Here is a 17,514-nt window from a genome sequence, read left to right on the forward strand (position 1 = left end):
GCGCGCACGGGAAAGTTTGGCGCCCGCGTCTCTCATTGGGCGAGAAGGTTGGAATCGATGAACACCACGCCTGCGTTCAACACCGCTGAAGCCCGTCCGCTGCAGTTTCCGATTCCGGCCAATGTCTATGCCGAGACCGTCGTCTCGGTGAAACACTATACCGACCGGCTGTTCTCGTTCCGCATCACCCGGCCGCAGTCGCTGCGCTTCCGCTCGGGCGAATTCGTCATGATCGGCCTGCCCAAAGCCGAGAAGCCGGTGTATCGCGCCTACTCCGTCGCCAGCCCGGCCTGGGACGAAGAGCTGGAATTCTTCTCGATCAAGGTGCCGGATGGCCCGCTGACCTCGGAACTGCAGAAGATCCAGGTCGGCGACACCGTCATCATGCGCCAGAAATCGACCGGCACGCTGGTCGTCGACGCGCTGACCCCCGCCAAGCGCCTGTTCATGATCTCGACCGGCACCGGCATCGCGCCCTTTGCCAGCCTGCTGCGCGATCCCGACACTTACGAGAAGTTCGACCAGCTGATCCTGACCCACACCTGCCGCGACAATGCCGAGCTGATCTACGGCCAGGAGCTGGTGGCGGCGCTCGAAAGCGACCCGCTGATCGGCGAGCTGACCACTGGGCGCGTGACGCTGTACAATTCGACGACCCGCGAAGAGTCGGCGCGCATGGGCCGCATTACCGCGCTGATCGGCTCCGGCAAGTTCTACAGCGACCTCGGCATCGAAAAGCTCAATCCCGAAACCGACCGCATCATGATCTGCGGCTCGATGCACATGCTGAAGGACGTCAAGGAGCTGGCCGAAAGCCTCGGCTTCCAGGAAGGTTCGCTCAGCCATCCCTCGAGCTTCGTCGTCGAACGCGCCTTCGTCGGCTGAGGCCAGCGCGTCTCCCAGAAAGCTGGTTTTGACCTTCCGGTCAAAAACCAGCTGCTTTCGCGGCCTTTTTCAGCTATCCCTCGCTTGAGGACTCGTGAAGCGCGACTTCGCGGGCTATCTTCGTGCGTGTCGCCCAAAACTGTCGACGGCTTTGGGAGAAGGATGCGCGCGTGAGATATCAAGCGCACGCCGCTGAAGGAAAGGGCAGGAGATGAGCAGCACAATCCGCGAAGCCGATCTTGGCCCCAAGGTGACGCCGCTGCCCGCGCGCGCCGCCGCCAACACGCCGGTGCCGCTGGACCATCACATCGCGCGCAATCCTGGCCTGAAACTCGACCTCGGTTTTCTTGAATCGGTACGCAGCGTCAACCGCTCCGCGCTGGAACGCCGCGTCGCCAGCCTGACCAAGCGGCGCTCGATCAAGGCCGACAACCAGGCAGCCTGGCTGCTGCGGGCGATCGCCTGCATGGACCTGACGACGCTCAACTCCAACGACACCGAGGAGCGCGTGCGCCGGCTCTGCGCCAAGGCGATCAACCCGCTGCGCCGCGACATCATGGAAGGCCTCGGCATTGCGGACGAGACCATCCGGCCCGCCGCCGTCTGCGTCTACCATCCCTTCGTCGCCACGGCCGTGGACGCGGTGCGCGGCACCGGCATCCATGTTGCCGCGGTCTCCACCGCCTTTCCGCATGGGCTGGCGCCGCTGTCGACCCGGTTGCAGGAGATCGAGGCCTCGGTGAAGGACGGCGCCGACGAGATCGATGTCGTCATCCCGCGCGGCCTGGTGTTCGGCGCCAAGTGGCGCGAGCTTTATAATGAAATCGTCTCGATGCGGGCCGCCTGCGGCGACGCGCATCTCAAGGTCATCTTGGGCACCGGCGACCTCGCCACGCTGCGCAACGTCATGCTGGCCTCGATGGTGGCGATGATGGCTGGCGCCGATTTCATCAAGACGTCGACCGGCAAGGAAAGCGTCAATGCCACACTGCCTGTCGGCCTCGCCATGGTGCGCGCCATCAGGGCCTATTTCGAGGAGACAGGCTATCTCATCGGCTTCAAGCCGGCCGGCGGCATTTCGACCGCGAAAGTCTCGCTCGACTGGCTGGTGCTGATGAAGGAAGAGCTCGGCCGTCCATGGCTGGAGCCCGAGTTGTTCCGCTTTGGCGCCTCGAGCCTGCTGACCGATATCGAACGTCAGCTCGAGCATCATCTGACCGGGCATTATTCGGCCAATCACCGCCACCCGATGGCTTGAGCACCCCCACCCCGATCGGCTTTGCCGATCGACCCTCCCCACAAGGGGGAGGGTGAAGGAGGAACCTGATGAACGTCCTTGAACGCTATCACGCCATGGAATACGGCCCGGCGCCGGAGGCTCGCAACCAGGCCGATGCATGGCTGGCCGGGCGCGATTTCTCCAAAGCGCTGTTCATCGGTGGCGACTGGAAAGCGGCCGGCGGCGGCAAGACCTTCGACACCAGCGAGCCGTCTTCCGGCAAGCTGCTGGCCAAGGTGTCCGATGCCAATGCCGCCGACATCGACGCGGCGGTTGCGGCCGCCGCAAAGGCGCTGCCGAAATGGAGCGCCAGTTCCGGATACCAGCGCGCGAAAGTGCTCTACGCCATCGGCCGCGCCATGCAGCGCCACCAGCGGCTGTTCGCGGTGCTTGAGACGATCGACAACGGCAAGCCGATCCGCGAAAGCCGCGACATCGACGTGCCGCTGGCGATCCGCCATTTCATTCACCATGCCGGCTGGGCGCAGGCGCTGGAGAGGGATTTTCCCGGCCAAAAGGGGGTCGGCGTCGTCGGCCAGATCATCCCGTGGAATTTTCCCCTGCTGATGCTGGCCTGGAAGATCGCGCCGGCGCTCGCGGCGGGCTGTACCGTGGTGCTGAAGCCGGCCGAGTTCACGCCGCTCACCGCCATTCTGTTCGCCGAGATCTGCGAACGCGCCGGCGTGCCGAAAGGCGTCGTCAACATCGTGCAGGGCGGCCCGGATGCGGGCGCGGCGATCGTCAACCACCCCGGCATCCAGAAGATCGCCTTCACCGGCTCTTCCGAAGTCGGCAAGATCATCCGCAAGGCCACCGCCGGGTCAGGGAAAAAACTGTCGCTGGAGCTTGGCGGCAAGTCGGCTTTCATCGTCTTCGAGGACGCCGATCTCGACAGCGCCGTCGAGGGCCTGGTCGACGGCATCTGGTTCAACCAGGGCCAGGTCTGCTGCGCCGGGTCGCGGCTTCTGGTGCAGGAAGGCATCGCGGACGCCTTGATCGCCAAGGTCAAGACGCGCATGAGCCGGCTGCGTGTCGGCAGCCCGCTCGACAAGAACACCGATATCGGCCCGCTGGTCGATCTGACCCAGCTCGACCGGGTCAAGGGACTGATCGCCGAAGGTGCCCGGCAGGGCGCCGTCTGCTGGCAGCCGGATGCAACGCTGCCGTCTTCCGGCTACTATCACCTGCCGACGCTCGCTACCGGTGTTTCGCCGGCTAATGTTCTGGCGCAGGAAGAGGTGTTCGGGCCGGTGCTCGCCACCATGACCTTCCGCAACACCGAGGAAGCGATCGAACTCGCCAACAACACGCGCTATGGCCTCGCAGCCTCGGTGTGGAGCGAGAACGTCAACCTGGCGCTCCATGTCGCGCCGCAATTGAAGGCTGGCGTGGTCTGGGTCAACGGCACCAACATGTTCGACGCCGCCTGCGGCTTCGGCGGCTATCGCGAGAGCGGTTTCGGCCGCGAAGGCGGGCGCGAGGGCATGTTCGAATATCTGGCGGCGAAACTGCCGCTCGGCCCGGTCATCAAGCAGGCGACATCGTCGGTGCAGCCCGTGGAACAGGCGGACGGCGTCGCTATCGACCGCACCGCGAAGCTGTTCATCGGCGGCAAGCAGGTGCGGCCGGACGGCAATTACTCGCTTGCCGTCGCCACCGCCAAGGGCAAGCTCGCCGGCGAAGTCGGGCTCGGCAGCCGCAAGGATATCCGCGATGCGGTTTCGGCTGCCCGCGCCTGCAAAAGCTGGCCGGAGGCGACCGCTTATAACAGGTCGCAGGTGCTTTATTACCTGGCCGAGAACCTTTCCGGCCGCTCGGAAGAATTTGCCGCCCGGCTCACCGAACTGACCGGAGCCAACACCAAGGCCGCGCGGGACGAGGTGGAGCTCTCGGTCGAACGGCTGTTTCTCTATGCCGGCCTCGCCGATAAGTTCGAGGGACGCGTGCACCAGCCGCCGGCGCGTGCCGTGACGCTGGCGCTGCATGAGCCGGTCGGCGTCGTCGGCATCGTCGCGCCGGACAATCAGCCCCTGCTCGGCTTCATCTCGCTGGTCGCGCCGGCGCTGGCCATGGGCAACACGGTGGTCGCCGTGCCGTCGGAACGGTATCCGCTGCTGGCCACCGATCTCTATCAGGTCATCGAATATTCCGATGTGCCGGCCGGCGCGATCAACATCGTCACCGGACGCACCGCGGAGCTTGCCGGCGTGCTGGCCAAGCACGACGACGTCGACGGGCTCTGGCTGTTCGCCGACGCGGATACCTGCGCCAAGGCGGAAGCCGAGTCCATCGGCAACCTCAAACGCGTCTGGAGCGGCAACGGCCGCAGCCTCGACTGGGCCTCGGAAGAAGCCGCCGGCGACGTTTTTCTGCGCCGTGCCATCGAGGTGAAGAATGTCTGGGTGCCTTACGGCGACTAGAGCATGATGCCGAAAAGTGTGAAGCGGTTTTCGGACGACATCATGCTCTATCCTTTTGATTTAGATACGGATTCAGCTTTCAGGTCGACTCGACCTGAAATCATCCGGCTCTAGGGCATGTCACACAGGGATCGCGATCGGGCTTGACGCCTGGCCATATGTTCTTTAACGAGAAAAAACATCTTTATCAGTGAACTGGCACAGGCCGCACAATCGCGCCTGAGTGGCACATGACGCTTTCGCCGGCCGCCGATAAAGGCAATTGACCCAAGCAGGCGAGGAAAAAGCATGGCGGATCTGAAAGGCAAGGTCGTTGTCATCACGGCAGCGGCGCAAGGCATCGGCAAGGCGAGCGCGCTGGCCTTCGCCAAGGCTGGGGCCACCGTCCATGCCACCGACATCAACGAGACGCTGCTGGCGGAACTCGCCAAGACATCAGGGATCAAGACCCGCAAGGTCGACGTGCTCAACGACGAGGCGGTCAATGCCGCCTTTGCAGAGATCGGCGCCGTCGACGTGCTGTTCAATTGCGCCGGTTTCGTCCATTCGGGCTCGATCCTGGAGATGAAGGACGCCGATCTCGATTTCGCTTTCAATCTCAACGTGCGCGCCATGATCCGAACCATCCGGGCGGTGCTGCCCGGCATGCTGGAGCGTGGCGACGGGTCGATCATCAACATGGCTTCGCTGGCCAGTTCGACCAAGGGCGTGCCGAACCGCTTCGCCTATGGCGTCACCAAGGCCGCCGTCATCGGGCTGACCAAGGCGGTCGCGGCCGACTATGTCGGCAAGGGCATACGCTGCAACGCCATCTGCCCCGGCACGGTCGAAAGCCCGTCGCTGCAGGACCGCATGCACGCCCAGGGCGATTATGACGCCGCCCGCGCCGCCTTCATCGCCCGCCAGCCAATGGGCCGGCTCGGCACGCCCGAGGAGATCGCCGATCTCGCCGTCTACCTGGCCGGTGCCACCTACACGTCCGGGCAGGCCTATAATATCGACGGCGGCTGGTCGATCTGAGCGCTGCCTTGAGACAACCGGACATCGGATCGCCGGCCGCCAATACAGGCTGTTCGCGCTTGTCGTGAAGCAGGCCGATGGCTAGGGTCCGCCCGGTTCCAGAGACGGCCGCCCCGGCGGAGAGTTTGTAGAACGGCCACGAGGCCGCAATCAGGAGAAGATGCATGAAACTGCTGCGCTATGGCGAGGTGGGAAGCGAACGGCCCGGCCTGCTCGATGCGGATGGAACGATCCGCGATCTCTCCGCCCATGTTGCCGATATTGCCGGCACGACACTTCATCCGGCCTCGCTGGACATGCTTTCGAAGCTCGATGCGAAGTCGCTGCCGGCGGTTTCCGGCAAGCCGCGCCTCGGCGCCTGCGTCGCCGGCACCGGCAAGTTCATTTGCATCGGCCTCAACTATTCCGACCATGCCGCCGAGACCGGGGCCACCGTGCCGCCGGAACCGATCATCTTCATGAAGGCAAGCTCGGCCATCGTCGGCCCGGACGACGACGTGCTGATCCCGCGCGGCTCCGAGAAGACCGACTGGGAAGTCGAGCTCGGCGTGGTTATCGGCAAAACCGCCAAATATGTCAGCCAAGCCGACGCGCTCGACCATGTCGCCGGCTATTGCGTCTCCCATGACGTGTCCGAACGCGCCTTCCAGGCCGAGCGCCAGGGCCAGTGGACCAAGGGCAAGAGCTGCGACACGTTCGGCCCGACCGGACCGTGGCTGGTGACCAAGGACGAAGTATCAGACCCGCAGAACCTGAAGATGTGGCTGACGGTCAACGGCAAGACGATGCAGAACGGCTCGACCAAGACCATGGTCTATGGCGTTGCCTATCTCGTTTCCTACCTCAGCCAGTTCATGTCGCTGCACCCCGGCGACATTATTTCGACCGGCACCCCGCCCGGCGTCGGCCTCGGCATGAAGCCGCCGGTGTTCTTGAAGGCCGGCGATGTCGTGGAGCTGGGGATCGAAGGGCTCGGCCAGCAGAAGCAGACGTTCAGGGCGGACGTGTAGATCGATAGGTTAGCGCCGCCCCTCACCCCTACCCTCTCCCCGTGCAGAACGGGGAGAGGGAGCGCCAGCGTTGCGGCCATTCCTTCTCCCCGTCACCATACGGGGAGAAGGTGCCGGCAGGCGAATGAGGGGCAGCGCCGGCCCCTCTTCAGCTATTACTTTATCGTCTTCCCATCAGCGCCAAACCTATAGGTCTTCGCCGCATCGGGCGTCGCATAGAGCGTGGCGCCCGGCTCCGCGTCGTAAACCCCGAAAATCCGCACGGTGATCAGGCCGGCCTTCTCGCAATCCAGATAGAGATTGGTGTCGGCGCCGAGATGTTCGGCATGCACGACCGTGCCCTTCCAGGCGCCGGATTTCGGATCGACCGTCAGGTGCTCCGGCCGCACGCCGATGGTCCTGGCTGTCTGGCCGAGCCGGGCGCCGTCGACGAAATTCATCTTCGGCGAGCCGATGAAGCCGGCGACGAACTCGTTTGCCGGCGAATTATAGAGTTCCATCGGGCCGCCGATCTGCTCGATTTTTCCGGCATTGAGCACCACGATCTTGTCGGCCAGCGTCATCGCCTCGACCTGGTCGTGGGTGACGTAGATCATCGTCGCCTTCAGCCGGCGATGCAGCTGCGCGATCTCCAGCCGCGTGTTGACGCGCAGCGCCGCGTCGAGGTTCGACAGCGGCTCGTCGAACAGGAACAGTTTCGGCTCGCGCACCACGGCGCGGCCGATGGCGACGCGCTGGCGCTGGCCGCCGGAAAGTTCCGCAGGTCGTCTTTCGAGATAGGGCTCCAGCGACAGCATGGACGAGGCGATGCCGATGCGGCGGTCGATTTCCGCCGCCGGCGTGTTCGCCTGCTTGAGGCCGAGGCCCATATTGTTCTTCACCGTCAGATGCGGATAAAGCGCATAGGTCTGGAACACCATGGCAATGCCGCGTTTCGCCGGCGGGGTGACCGAGACATCCTCGCCATCGATCAGCACCCGGCCCGAGGTCGAATCCTCCAGACCGGCGATGACCCGGAGCAATGTCGACTTGCCGCAGCCCGAAGGGCCGACAAAGACGACGAACTCGCCATCCGTCACTTCGAGGTCGATGCCCTTCAGCACCTCGACCGGCCCAAAGGCCTTTTTCACGTTCTCGATTTTCAGCGAGCCCACGGCAGTCCTCCAAATTGATGGGTGGGCGCCAAGCGGCCCCTGTACGGCGCGGACGACGGCAGCCTGATCACAGTCGCACCGCCTTTCCGCCGCGCACGCTCTCGTCGGCGGCAAGGCAGACGGCGAGCGACCGCACGGCGTCGTCCATATGTCTGGTGAGATCGATATCCTCGCGGATCGCCTTGAGGACAAATGCCTGTTCGAGATCACAGAGATCCTGATGGCCGGGTTCGCCTTCCATCGACAACATCTCGTCCGCCTTTAGGAACTTGCCGTCCGTGCCGGTCGCGGCGCTGTGCAGGCGGATGGTCGAGGTCTTGGTGTGGGTGTCGATGTCGTCGGACTTCACGCCCTCCTTCATGACGATCGACACGCAGCCCTTGGGCGAAATCACGTCCTTCACGAAGAAGGCGGTTTCCGAAATCATCGGGCCCCAGCCGGCCTCGTACCAGCCGACCGAACCGTCATCGAACAGCACCTGCAGATGGCCATAATTGTACATGGAGGGCGCGACTTCCTCGGTCAGCCGCACGCCCATGCCGCGCACCTCGACCGGCTTGGCATCGGTGATCTGCAGCATGACGTCGAGATAATGCACGCCGCAATCGACGATCGGCGATGTCGTCTGCATCAGCTGCTTGTGCGTCTCCCAGGTATGGCCCGAGGATTGCTGGTTGAGGTTCATGCGGAACACGTAGGGACCGCCGAGCTTGCGCGCTTCGGCGATCAACCGGATCCAGGACGGGTGGTGGCGCAGGATATAGCCGATCACCAGCTTTCGGCCGTTGGCCTTGGCTGCCGCGACGACACGCCTGGCGTCGGCCACCGTCGTTGCCAGCGGCTTTTCGACGAAGACATGGCAGCCGGCCTCGAACGCTTTCACCGCATAATCGGCATGGCTGTCGGAATAGGTGGCGACGCAGGCGACGTCGGGCTTTTCGTCGCGCAGGGCGTCATCGAACGAACGCCTGATGCCATAGCCGGACAGCCCCCCAGGCAAAGGCACGTCGGAGCGGTTGACCAGCGCGGCGATCTGAAAACCTGGATTGGTGTGATAGGCCAGCGCATGGCTGCGGCCCATATTGCCTAGGCCGGCGACGACGACGCGAAGGGGTTTTTGCGAACTCACTTGACGGCTCCGGAAGTAATGCCGCGGATCAGTTGCCGCGAGAAGATGACGTAGAGGATCAGCACCGGCAGGATCGCCAGCGACAGTGCTGCCAGAATGGCGTTCCAGTTGGTGACGAACTGGCCGAGGAAAAGCTGGGCGCCGAGCGTCACCGTCTTGGTCTCTTCCGACGGCGCCAGGATCAGCGGGAACCACAGATCGTTCCAGATCGGGATCATGGTGAAGACGGCGACGGTTGCCATCGACGGCCGCACCAGCGGCACGACCAGACGGAAGAAGATGGTGTATTCCGACAGGCCGTCGATGCGGCCGGCGTTCTTCAGATCGTCGGACACCTGCTTCATGAATTCGGACAGGATGAAGACCGCCAGCGGCAGGCCTTGCGCGGTGTAGACCAGGATCAGCGCCGTCAGCGTGTTGACCAGCCCGCTCGCCACCATCAATTGCAGGATGGCGACGGTGGCGAGGCGGATCGGGATCATGATTCCGAGCGCCAAATAAAGCCCCATCATCGTGTTGCCGCGAAAGCGATATTCCGACAGCGCGAACGCAGCCATGGCGCCGAACAGAAGCACGAAGAACAGCGAGCCGACGGTGACGACGAGACTGTTCTGGAAATAGTGGATGAAGTCGCCCTGGCCGATCACCGTGGTGTAGCCGATCAGGTCGAAGGTCTTTGGCGTCGGCGGCGTCAGCGGCGCGCCAAAGATGCCAGCGCGGGACTTGAACGAATTCATGATGACCAGGATCACCGGAAACAGCGCGATCGCCGTGTAGGTCAGCAGGATCGCGTGGGCGCCGATGGTGCGGGGCAGTGAACGGGTGGCGATGCTCATTGGAAACCCTTCCTGCGCAGAGAGGTTGGCGCCAAGACACCCCCCTCTGTCCTACCGGACATCTCCCCCGCAAGGGGGGAGATTGGCAGCGTCGGCCTTGCCGTCCACCTTGCAACGATGGCGACTGGCGAAAGCAGTAGCGACATCTGATCTCCCCCCTTGCGGGGGAGATGGCCGGCAGGCCAGAGGGGGGTGCTCAAGCTCGACATCTCTCGCCTCTCAGAACTGGTAGCGACGCAGGCGCGTCTGGATGAGGAAGAGGTAGACGCAGACACCGCCCAGGATGATCAGGAACATGATCGTGGCGATGGTCGCGCCCATGTTGGGATCGCCGACCTGCAGCTGGAAGCCGAAGAAGGCGCGGTAGAGGAAGGTGCCGAGAATATCGGTCGAATAGTTCGGACCGGCGAGAGCCCCTTGAGCGGTGTAGATCAGGTCGAAGGCGTTGAAGTTGCCGACGAAGGTGAGGATCGAGATGATGCCGATCGACGGCAGGATCAGCGGCAGCTTGATCTTCCAGAACTGCGACAGGCCGGTGATGCCATCGCATTCGGCCGCCTCGATCACCTCTTCGGGGATCGACAGCAGCGCGGCATAGATCAGCATCATCGGAATGCCGATGAATTGCCACACCGAGATCAGGCTGAGCGCGGTCAGCGCGTACTGCTCCTTGCCGAGCCAGGGCGTGAACAGGCTTTTCAGGCCGACGAAGTCGAGCAGATGCGGCGCCACGCCCCATAGCGGCGACAGGATCAGCTTCCAGGCAAAGCCGACGATGACGAAGGACAGGATGGTCGGCACGAAGATCGCGGTGCGGTAGAAGGCGGCGAACCGCAGCCTGGGGCTGGAGAGAATTGCCGCCAACAGCACGCCGACCGGGTTCTGCACCAGCATGTGGATGATGAAGAACCAGACATTGTTGCGCAACGCATTCCAGAAATTGACCGACCAGTTGGGATCGCCGAACAGGGTGCGGAAATTGTCCAGGCCGACGAAGATCTGGGACTGGTCGACATTGCGGAACAGCGAGAGCTGCAGCGTGCCGGCGAGCGGCAGGATCATGATCGCCGTATAGACGAGCACCGCCGGCGCTAGGAAGACGGCGATATGCCAGCGGAATGGTCTTTTGGGTCGTGTTTGTGCGGCCATGAGTTCGGTCCCCGCCGTCTCTCGGTTCCAGACGATGTGATGCTAGATGATGCCCCGATGCATGGCCCAAACCTTGCCCGGTGCGGCAAGACAAAGGCCTGCGACTGATCAGCCAGCCTTCCCCAAAACAGCAAGGGTAAGGGTAAGGCCGTGAGGCAGAGCCGACAATCGCAATATGAAGACAGGATAATCCGGAACCGGCCGGGCATGCGCCCAGCCGGCTCCGTTGCCTGAGCTCTTACTTGGCCGGCTTATACCAGCTGTCGAGACCGGTCTGCAGCTTCTTGGCCGCGGCTTCGGGCGTATCGGTGCCGTTGATGACGTTGGCCGATTCAACCCAGGTCTCGTTTTCGAGGTTCGGCGTGCCGCGCGACAGGATCTGGTAGGTCGAGCGGATCGTCGACTTGCACTTGCCGCGCCAGGAGACGAATTCCTGCGCCAGCGGGTCTTCCATCTTCACCGGCGAGGAATTCAGGCTGAAGAAGCCCGGCAGCGCGTTGGCGTAGATGGTGGCGAAATCAGGCGAGGCCACCCAGGACAGGAAGGTCTTGGCCGCGTCGGCGTGCTTGGAGGCTGCGTTCAGGCCCATGCCGATATCGGTATGGTCGGAGATGTAGCAGGTGTCGCCGGCCTTCTCGACCGGCGGCGGGAAGGCGCCCATCTTGAACTGGGCCTGGGTGTTGAACAGGCCGATTTCCCACGAGCCGGCCGGGTAGATGGCGGCGCGGCCGAGCGTGAACAGGTTCTGGCTGTCCGGATAGGTCTGGGCCTCGAAGCCGTCGCCCAGATAAGGCTTCCACTTGGCCAGTTCCTCATACGGCGCGACCCAGTCCTTGTCGGTCAGCTTCTGATCGCCCTTGATCAACGCCTTGCGGCCGTCCTCGCCCTTCCAGTAGTTGGGGCCGATGTTCTGGTAGCCCATGGTCGCGGCTTCCCAGAGGTCCTTGGTGCCCATCGCCATCGGGATATAGGTGCCGTCGGCCTTGATCTTGTCGAGCGCGGCGAAGAACTCGTCACGGGTCTGGGGCACCTTTATGCCGAGCTTGTCGAAGGCGTCCTTGTTGTAGATGAAGCCGTGGATGACGGATGCCATCGGCACGCAGAAGCTCGCCTTGCCGTCATCGGTCTGCCAGGCGGACTTGGCGACCGGCGAGAAGTTTTCCATGCCGGGCAGCGCCGACAGGTCGGCAAGGTTGCCCTTCTTGTAGAGTTCAAGCGACTTGTCGAACGGGCGGCAGGTGATCAGGTCGCCCGCCGAACCGGCGGCGAGCTTGGCGCCGAGGGCGGCGTCATATTCGGTCGGGGCCGATGGGGCGAACACCACCTTGATGCCGGGGTTCTTGGCTTCGAAGGCCGGGATCAGCTTATCCTTCCAGATGGCAAGGTCGTCGCCGCGCCAGCTTTCGATGTTGAGCGTTACGTCCTCGGCGTGAGCCAATCCGGCCGAGCCGAGAATGCTGGTGCCCAGAAGCAGTGCCGTCAGTAGTTTCGTTGTCATGCTCAGTCTCCCTGTTGACCTTTTTCAGGTTCGGTTTTGATGAGAACCTGGGCTTTGGAGCCCTTGTTCCCCTCGCAAGCCCGTTTCACCCCGATGGGAATCGGGAATGAAACTGGCCTATTTCCTTGTTCGAGCATGATCTTTTCCGAAAAGCGGTTTCCACTTTTCGGGATCATGCCCCAGCGCGGAAAGGGCTGGCCGCAGCTTCTGGCCTGTCCGTTCCAGTATCTTGCGCGCCGCATCGGCGCTGTCGGCGCCGGCGGCGAGCAGAATGGCTGTCTTGACCGCGCCGCCGCTCTTCTCGAGCAGGCTGGCGGCCTCTTCCTGGCCGCGGCCGCTGACGGCGGCGACGATGCGTGCCGCCCGGTCGCGCAGCTTCATGTTGTCGGCCATGAGGTTGACCATGTAGCCGTCATGGACATGGCCAAGATGAACCGCGGTCAGCGTAGACAGCATGTTGAGCGCGATCTTCTGCGCCGTTCCGGCGCCCATGCGCGTCGAGCCGGCGATGACTTCCGGCGGTGTCTCGAGCAGGATGGCGGTGTCGGCCTGCTGGAGCAGAGCCGAACCCCTGTTGTTGGCGATGCCGATGGTGGCGGCACCCCGGCGCCGCGCCTCCTCGACGGCGCCCACCGCATAGGGCGTCGTGCCGCTGGCGGAAAGGGAGATCAGGCAATCGCCCACGCCGACACCCGCATTGGCAACCGCCGTCGTGGCCTCCTCGGCGTCGTCCTCGGGCCCGCCGGCCAGTGTCCTCAAGGCGTCGTCGCCGCCGGCGATCAGGATGGCGATGCGGTCGCGCTGGATGCCGAACGTGCCCGGCAATTCCAGCGCATCGGCCAGCGCCATCAGGCCGGAGCTGCCGGCCGCGGCATAGGCAAGCTTGCCGCCGCCGCTCAGGCGACCGGCAATGATCTCGGCCGCCTTGGCGATGGAGGGAATGGCGTTGCGGACCGCTTTGGCGGCCTCGACTTGCGCATCGGCCAGCGAAGCAAGGATGACTTCGGGAGCCTGGATATCCAGCCCCTCGGCATTCCCATGCAGCGCTTCGGTGCGCGTTTCGGCCATCCCAGTTCCTCCGATCCACAAAACAATACCAAAAAAATACCACTTGTCCACATGCATTAACGAATTCGCGGTCAGGAAATCGCTAAGCCGACGAATTGCGGAAGCTTTTCAATAAAATACGGCTTAATCTTTTTGAAACGGAAATTAACTCTTGGCTATTGGTATTTTATTGGTATTATCCTGCCGGAGGAGAAAATCGCGTGAAATTCGTGCTCGGTATCGATGGCGGCGGCACCAGCTGCAGGGCCGCACTGGCAACGGCGGACGGCGCTGTTGTCGGCCGCGCCAAAAGCGGCGCCGCCAATATCCGCACCGACCTCACCGGCGCCCGCTCGAACATCGTCGATGCGGCGCGGCAGGCTTTCATCGCCGCCGGGCAAGATCCGGACCTGATCCCGCAAACACCCGCCATCCTTGGCCTTGCTGGCGCCAATGTCGGCACTTACCGGCAGCAGCTCGAGGCGATCCTGCCGTTCAGCACCAGCCGCGTGGAGACCGATGCGGAGATCGCGCTCGAAGGCGCGGTCGGTTCCGGTGACGGCGCGATGGCGATCCTGGGCACCGGCACCGCCTATATGGCGCGCAGGGATGGTAAATCGCGCGCCATCGGCGGCTGGGGATTCCAGGTCGGCGACCAGGGCAGCGGCGCCCGCATCGGCCGCGACCTGCTGGAGCAGACCCTGCTCGCGCATGATGGCGTGCGCCAGGCCTCGCCGCTGACCGACAGCATGATGGCCGTTTTCCGCAACAATCCCGAGGACGTCGTCGAGTTCACCACCAACGCCAAGCCCGGCGATTTTGGCGGCTTCGCGCCGAAAGTGTTCGAGCACGCGCAAAAAGGCGACATTGTCGCCAACTGGATCCTCGACAAGGCGGTCGCCGATGTCGAGGCCTCGCTTGGCGCGCTCGACCTCGCCGCCGGAGCACCGCTCTGCCTGCTCGGCGGGCTGGCGCCGCTTTATACGCCGCGCCTGTCGGCGCGCTACCGCGCCCTGCTGAAGGAACCGCTCGACGATGCGCTAGGCGGTGCCGTGCAGATGGCGGCACGCCTTTTCGCTGGACGCGCGGAGGCTGCGCGATGAGCGATGCCGCCGACCAGATCTTCGCCACGCTCAAACAATCCTCGCAAAGCGGCGCGCCGCTTTACCTGCAGCTCAGGAAAAGCATCGAGGACGCCGTCAACCGCGGCCTGATCGGCCCGGGCGACGCGCTGCCTTCCGAGCGCGACATCGCCACCAAGGCCGACATTTCGCGCGTCACCGTGCGCAAGGCGGTGCAAGACCTGGTCAAGGGCGGCATATTGGTGCAGCGCCATGGCTCGGGCACCTTCGTGGCGCCGCGCATGGAGCGCGTCGAGCAGTCGCTGTCGCGGCTGACCTCCTTCACCGAAGACATGGCGCGGCGCGGCATGGCGGTGCGCTCGGCCTGGCTCGACCGTGGCCTTTACGCGCCCTCGCCCGACGAGATGATGGTGCTTGGCCTGTCGTCGAGCGAACTGGTGGCGCGCGTGGCGCGCCTGCGCATCGCCAACGACACGCCGCTGGCGATCGAACGCGCTTCGCTGTCGGCCAGCGTGCTGCCGGACCCGGCTGGAATTGGCTCCTCGCTCTACGCGGCGCTGGAATTGACCGGCAACAGGCCGGTGCGCGCGGTGCAGCGCATCTCCGCCGCCAATCTCGGCGAGGGCGATGCGCGCCTGCTCGAAGTGCCACCGGGCATTGCCGGCCTGCATATCGAGCGTATTTCCTACCTGGCGAGCGGCAAGGTGATCGAGTTCACCCGCTCCATCTACCGGGGCGACGCCTATGATTTCGTCGCCGAACTGCGGCTGACAGGGCCGAGCGAAGAGGGCCGATCATGATTGCCAACACCACGCATATGCAGCGCGAGATCGAGGAGATCCCGCAAGCCGTCGCCCGCCTGCTCGACGGCTCCGGTGCCGTGCTGGCCGAAGCAGGGCGCGGCATCAAGGAGCGCGACCCGCATTTCGTCGTCACCGTGGCGCGAGGCTCGTCCGATCATGCCGCCACCTTCATGAAATATGCCGTCGAATTGACCGCGGGCCTTGCCGTCGCCTCGGTCGGACCGTCGATCGCCTCGATCTATGGCCGCAAGCTCCGGCTTGACGGCTCGGCCTGCCTGGCGATCTCGCAGTCGGGCAAGAGCCCCGACATTGTCGCGATGGCCGAAACCGCACGAGCCGGCGGCGCGCTGACCATTGCCGTCACCAACACCGCCGATTCGCCGCTCGCGCGCGCCTCGGACTATGCGATAGACATACTCGCCGGGCCGGAGCGCAGCGTCGCGGCAACCAAGACCTTCATCAATTCCGCCGTTGCCGGTCTTGCCCTGATGGCGCATTCGACCGGCGACGACGCGCTTCTCGCGGCCCTGGCCCGCCTGCCCGAGCATTTCGGCAAGGCGATCGCCTGCGACTGGATGAGCGTGCTGGCCGAGACGATCGAGAAGCAGAAGTCCCTGTTCATTCTCGGCCGCGGTCCGTCGGCGGCGATGGCAAACGAGGCGGCGCTGAAGTTCAAGGAGACCTGCGGCATGCATGCCGAGGCCTATAGCGCGGCCGAAGTCATGCATGGCCCGCTGGCGCTGATCGGCCCCGACTTTCCGGTGCTGGCGCTGGCCGCTCGCGACGCGTCCGAGCCCTCAGTGGCCGACGCCGCCGACAGCCTGGCGGCCAAGGGCGCGCCGGTTTTCGTCACCTCGGCGCTCGCCAATCGCGCCACGCGCCTGCCGCATGTCGCCACCGGTCACCCGCTGACCGATCCGCTGACGCTGATCGTTTCCTTCTACATGTTCGTCGAGGCCTTTGCCCGCCATCGCGGCCTCGATCCGGACGCGCCGCGCAACCTTCGCAAGGTGACGGAGACCGTATGAGCGACCGTTTTGCCCTGACCGGCGCCCGCATCTTCGACGGCGACGACTGGCACGAAGGCGCGGCCCTTGTCGTGCGCGACGGCCTCGTCGAAGCCATGCTGCCGCAAGGCGCGCTGCCCGGGGATATCCGTGCCGTCGACACCGGCGGCGGCATGCTGGTGCCGGGCTTCGTCGACATCCAGGTCAATGGCGGCGGCGGTGTGATGCTCAACGATCATCCCGATGTCGCCTCGATCGAGACCATCTGCCGCGCGCATGCGCCGTTCGGCACGACGGCGCTGCTGCCGACGCTGATCACCGACACGCCCGCAATCACGGCCGCCGCGATTGCCGCCGGCGAAGCGGCAGCGCTGCAAAAAGTGCCGGGTTTCCTCGGCCTGCATCTGGAAGGTCCGCATCTGTCGATTGCCCGCAAGGGTGCGCATGATCCGGCGCTGATCCGGCCGATGACGGACGCCGACCAGGCCATGCTGATCGCGGCGCGACAGAAGCTGCCGGTGCTGCTCACCACGATCGCGCCCGAATCCGTCGATCCTGCCCGCGTCAAGGACTTGGCCAAGGCCGGGGTCATCGTCAGCCTCGGCCATTCCGACACTGGCCATGCCACGGCTAAAGCCTTTGCCGAGGCCGGCGCCAGCGTCGTCACGCACCTGTTCAACGCGATGAGCCAGATCGGCAACCGCGAGCCCGGGCTGGCGGGCGCCGCGATCGACATCGGCGCCTTGTCGGCGGGGCTGATCGCCGACGGCATCCATGTCCACCCCGCCACGATCAGGATCGCGCTCGACGCCAAGCAGGGACCGGGCAGGATCGTGCTGGTCACCGACGCGATGGCGACGATCGGCACCGAGATGAGTTCGTTCACGCTCAACGGCCGCACCATCTACCGCAGGGATGGCAGCCTCAGGCTTGCCGACGGGACGCTGGCCGGTGCCGACCTCGACATGATCTCGGCCATCCGGTTCATGCACCGCACTGTCGGGCTCGAGCTGTCCGAAGTCTTGCGCATGGCCTCGCTCTACCCGGCCCAGGCGATCGGCCAGTCGCACCGGCTTGGCCGCTTCGCCAATGGCACGGCGGCGGACATCGTTGCGCTGTCGGACGATCTTGACATAGGAAGCGTCTGGATCGACGGCGACAAGGTGTTCGAGGCTGTCGCTCCGCGCTGAGAGCG

General features: G+C 64.4%; 15 protein-coding genes. 9 read left to right on the forward strand and 6 right to left on the reverse strand.

Annotated features, from left to right (window positions below):
• Positions 1 to 57: 57 nt before the first annotated feature.
• The 5 genes from LB555_RS29075 (at position 58) to LB555_RS29095 (ending at position 6,614) form a co-directional block, all read left to right on the forward strand.
• Positions 58 to 885, forward strand: coding sequence for a ferredoxin--NADP reductase (locus LB555_RS29075; protein WP_224684367.1), 828 nt, complete (start codon positions 58 to 60; stop codon positions 883 to 885).
• 211 nt (positions 886 to 1,096) lie between these two features.
• Positions 1,097 to 2,143: a deoxyribose-phosphate aldolase gene (deoC, locus tag LB555_RS29080; protein WP_224684368.1), complete on the forward strand. Its 1,047-nt coding sequence runs from the start codon at positions 1,097 to 1,099 to the stop codon at positions 2,141 to 2,143.
• Between the two features lie 68 nt (positions 2,144 to 2,211).
• On the forward strand, positions 2,212 to 4,584 hold the full coding sequence (locus tag LB555_RS29085; RefSeq protein WP_224684369.1) for an aldehyde dehydrogenase family protein: 2,373 nt from the start codon (positions 2,212 to 2,214) through the stop codon (positions 4,582 to 4,584).
• A gap of 288 nt (positions 4,585 to 4,872) precedes the next feature.
• Complete coding sequence (locus tag LB555_RS29090; protein WP_224684370.1) at positions 4,873 to 5,604, forward strand: SDR family oxidoreductase; 732 nt, start codon at positions 4,873 to 4,875, stop codon at positions 5,602 to 5,604.
• A 164-nt stretch (positions 5,605 to 5,768) separates the two neighbouring features.
• Entirely contained in the window at positions 5,769 to 6,614 is an 846-nt protein-coding gene (locus tag LB555_RS29095) for a fumarylacetoacetate hydrolase family protein (RefSeq protein WP_224684371.1), read from the forward strand.
• A 155-nt stretch (positions 6,615 to 6,769) separates the two neighbouring features.
• On the opposite strand, the gene LB555_RS29100 is transcribed toward LB555_RS29095, so the two are convergent.
• The 6 genes from LB555_RS29100 to LB555_RS29125 form a co-directional block, all read right to left on the reverse strand.
• A complete protein-coding gene (locus LB555_RS29100; protein WP_224684372.1) occupies positions 6,770 to 7,768 on the reverse strand; it encodes an ABC transporter ATP-binding protein in 999 nt (332 codons plus the stop codon).
• A 67-nt stretch (positions 7,769 to 7,835) separates the two neighbouring features.
• Positions 7,836 to 8,897 carry a Gfo/Idh/MocA family protein gene (locus LB555_RS29105; protein WP_224684373.1) on the reverse strand — a complete coding sequence of 354 codons (1,062 nt, stop codon included), beginning with the start codon at positions 8,895 to 8,897 and terminating at the stop codon, positions 7,836 to 7,838.
• Entirely contained in the window at positions 8,894 to 9,733 is an 840-nt protein-coding gene (locus LB555_RS29110) for a carbohydrate ABC transporter permease (protein WP_140660275.1), read from the reverse strand. Before LB555_RS29110 ends, LB555_RS29105 begins: the two co-directional genes overlap by 4 nt.
• A 219-nt stretch (positions 9,734 to 9,952) precedes the next feature.
• Positions 9,953 to 10,882: a carbohydrate ABC transporter permease gene (locus tag LB555_RS29115; protein ID WP_015314651.1), complete on the reverse strand. Its 930-nt coding sequence runs from the start codon at positions 10,880 to 10,882 to the stop codon at positions 9,953 to 9,955.
• Positions 10,883 to 11,120: 238 nt separating this feature from the next.
• Complete coding sequence (locus LB555_RS29120; RefSeq protein ID WP_224586845.1) at positions 11,121 to 12,380, reverse strand: ABC transporter substrate-binding protein; 1,260 nt, start codon at positions 12,378 to 12,380, stop codon at positions 11,121 to 11,123.
• Between the two features lie 117 nt (positions 12,381 to 12,497).
• Positions 12,498 to 13,448 carry an N-acetylmuramic acid 6-phosphate etherase gene (locus tag LB555_RS29125; RefSeq protein ID WP_224684374.1) on the reverse strand — a complete coding sequence of 317 codons (951 nt, stop codon included), beginning with the start codon at positions 13,446 to 13,448 and terminating at the stop codon, positions 12,498 to 12,500.
• A gap of 200 nt (positions 13,449 to 13,648) precedes the next feature.
• Between LB555_RS29125 and LB555_RS29130 the strand changes: the two genes are divergently transcribed.
• The 4 genes from LB555_RS29130 to nagA are packed head-to-tail and all read left to right on the forward strand — an operon-like array spanning position 13,649 to position 17,509.
• Positions 13,649 to 14,530, forward strand: coding sequence for a BadF/BadG/BcrA/BcrD ATPase family protein (locus LB555_RS29130; protein ID WP_224684375.1), 882 nt, complete (start codon positions 13,649 to 13,651; stop codon positions 14,528 to 14,530).
• The gene (locus tag LB555_RS29135) at positions 14,527 to 15,309 is read left to right on the forward strand and encodes a GntR family transcriptional regulator (protein ID WP_140619779.1); all 783 of its coding nucleotides are present in this window, start codon (positions 14,527 to 14,529) and stop codon (positions 15,307 to 15,309) included. The genes LB555_RS29130 and LB555_RS29135 overlap by 4 nt, the downstream gene beginning before the upstream one ends.
• The gene (locus LB555_RS29140) at positions 15,306 to 16,340 is read left to right on the forward strand and encodes an SIS domain-containing protein (protein WP_140660278.1); all 1,035 of its coding nucleotides are present in this window, start codon (positions 15,306 to 15,308) and stop codon (positions 16,338 to 16,340) included. The genes LB555_RS29135 and LB555_RS29140 overlap by 4 nt, the downstream gene beginning before the upstream one ends.
• Positions 16,337 to 17,509: an N-acetylglucosamine-6-phosphate deacetylase gene (nagA, locus tag LB555_RS29145; RefSeq protein ID WP_224684376.1), complete on the forward strand. Its 1,173-nt coding sequence runs from the start codon at positions 16,337 to 16,339 to the stop codon at positions 17,507 to 17,509. The genes LB555_RS29140 and nagA overlap by 4 nt, the downstream gene beginning before the upstream one ends.
• Positions 17,510 to 17,514 lie beyond the last annotated feature (5 nt).

It is taken from the genome of Mesorhizobium sp. BR-1-1-10 (assembly GCF_020165595.1).
Classification (GTDB): Bacteria; Pseudomonadota; Alphaproteobacteria; order Rhizobiales; family Rhizobiaceae; genus Mesorhizobium; species Mesorhizobium australicum.

Coding starts and splice junctions, on each gene's coding strand:
- deoC (WP_224684368.1), top strand. CDS start 1,097: ATGAGCAGCACAATCCGCGAAGCCGATCTTGGCCCCAAGGTGACGCCG.
- LB555_RS29135 (WP_140619779.1), top strand. CDS start 14,527: ATGAGCGATGCCGCCGACCAGATCTTCGCCACGCTCAAACAATCCTCG.
- LB555_RS29125 (WP_224684374.1), bottom strand. CDS start 13,448: ATGGCCGAAACGCGCACCGAAGCGCTGCATGGGAATGCCGAGGGGCTG.
- LB555_RS29090 (WP_224684370.1), top strand. CDS start 4,873: ATGGCGGATCTGAAAGGCAAGGTCGTTGTCATCACGGCAGCGGCGCAA.
- LB555_RS29095 (WP_224684371.1), top strand. CDS start 5,769: ATGAAACTGCTGCGCTATGGCGAGGTGGGAAGCGAACGGCCCGGCCTG.
- LB555_RS29140 (WP_140660278.1), top strand. CDS start 15,306: ATGATTGCCAACACCACGCATATGCAGCGCGAGATCGAGGAGATCCCG.
- nagA (WP_224684376.1), top strand. CDS start 16,337: ATGAGCGACCGTTTTGCCCTGACCGGCGCCCGCATCTTCGACGGCGAC.
- LB555_RS29110 (WP_140660275.1), bottom strand. CDS start 9,733: ATGAGCATCGCCACCCGTTCACTGCCCCGCACCATCGGCGCCCACGCG.
- LB555_RS29085 (WP_224684369.1), top strand. CDS start 2,212: ATGAACGTCCTTGAACGCTATCACGCCATGGAATACGGCCCGGCGCCG.
- LB555_RS29120 (WP_224586845.1), bottom strand. CDS start 12,380: ATGACAACGAAACTACTGACGGCACTGCTTCTGGGCACCAGCATTCTC.
- LB555_RS29115 (WP_015314651.1), bottom strand. CDS start 10,882: ATGGCCGCACAAACACGACCCAAAAGACCATTCCGCTGGCATATCGCC.
- LB555_RS29075 (WP_224684367.1), top strand. CDS start 58: ATGAACACCACGCCTGCGTTCAACACCGCTGAAGCCCGTCCGCTGCAG.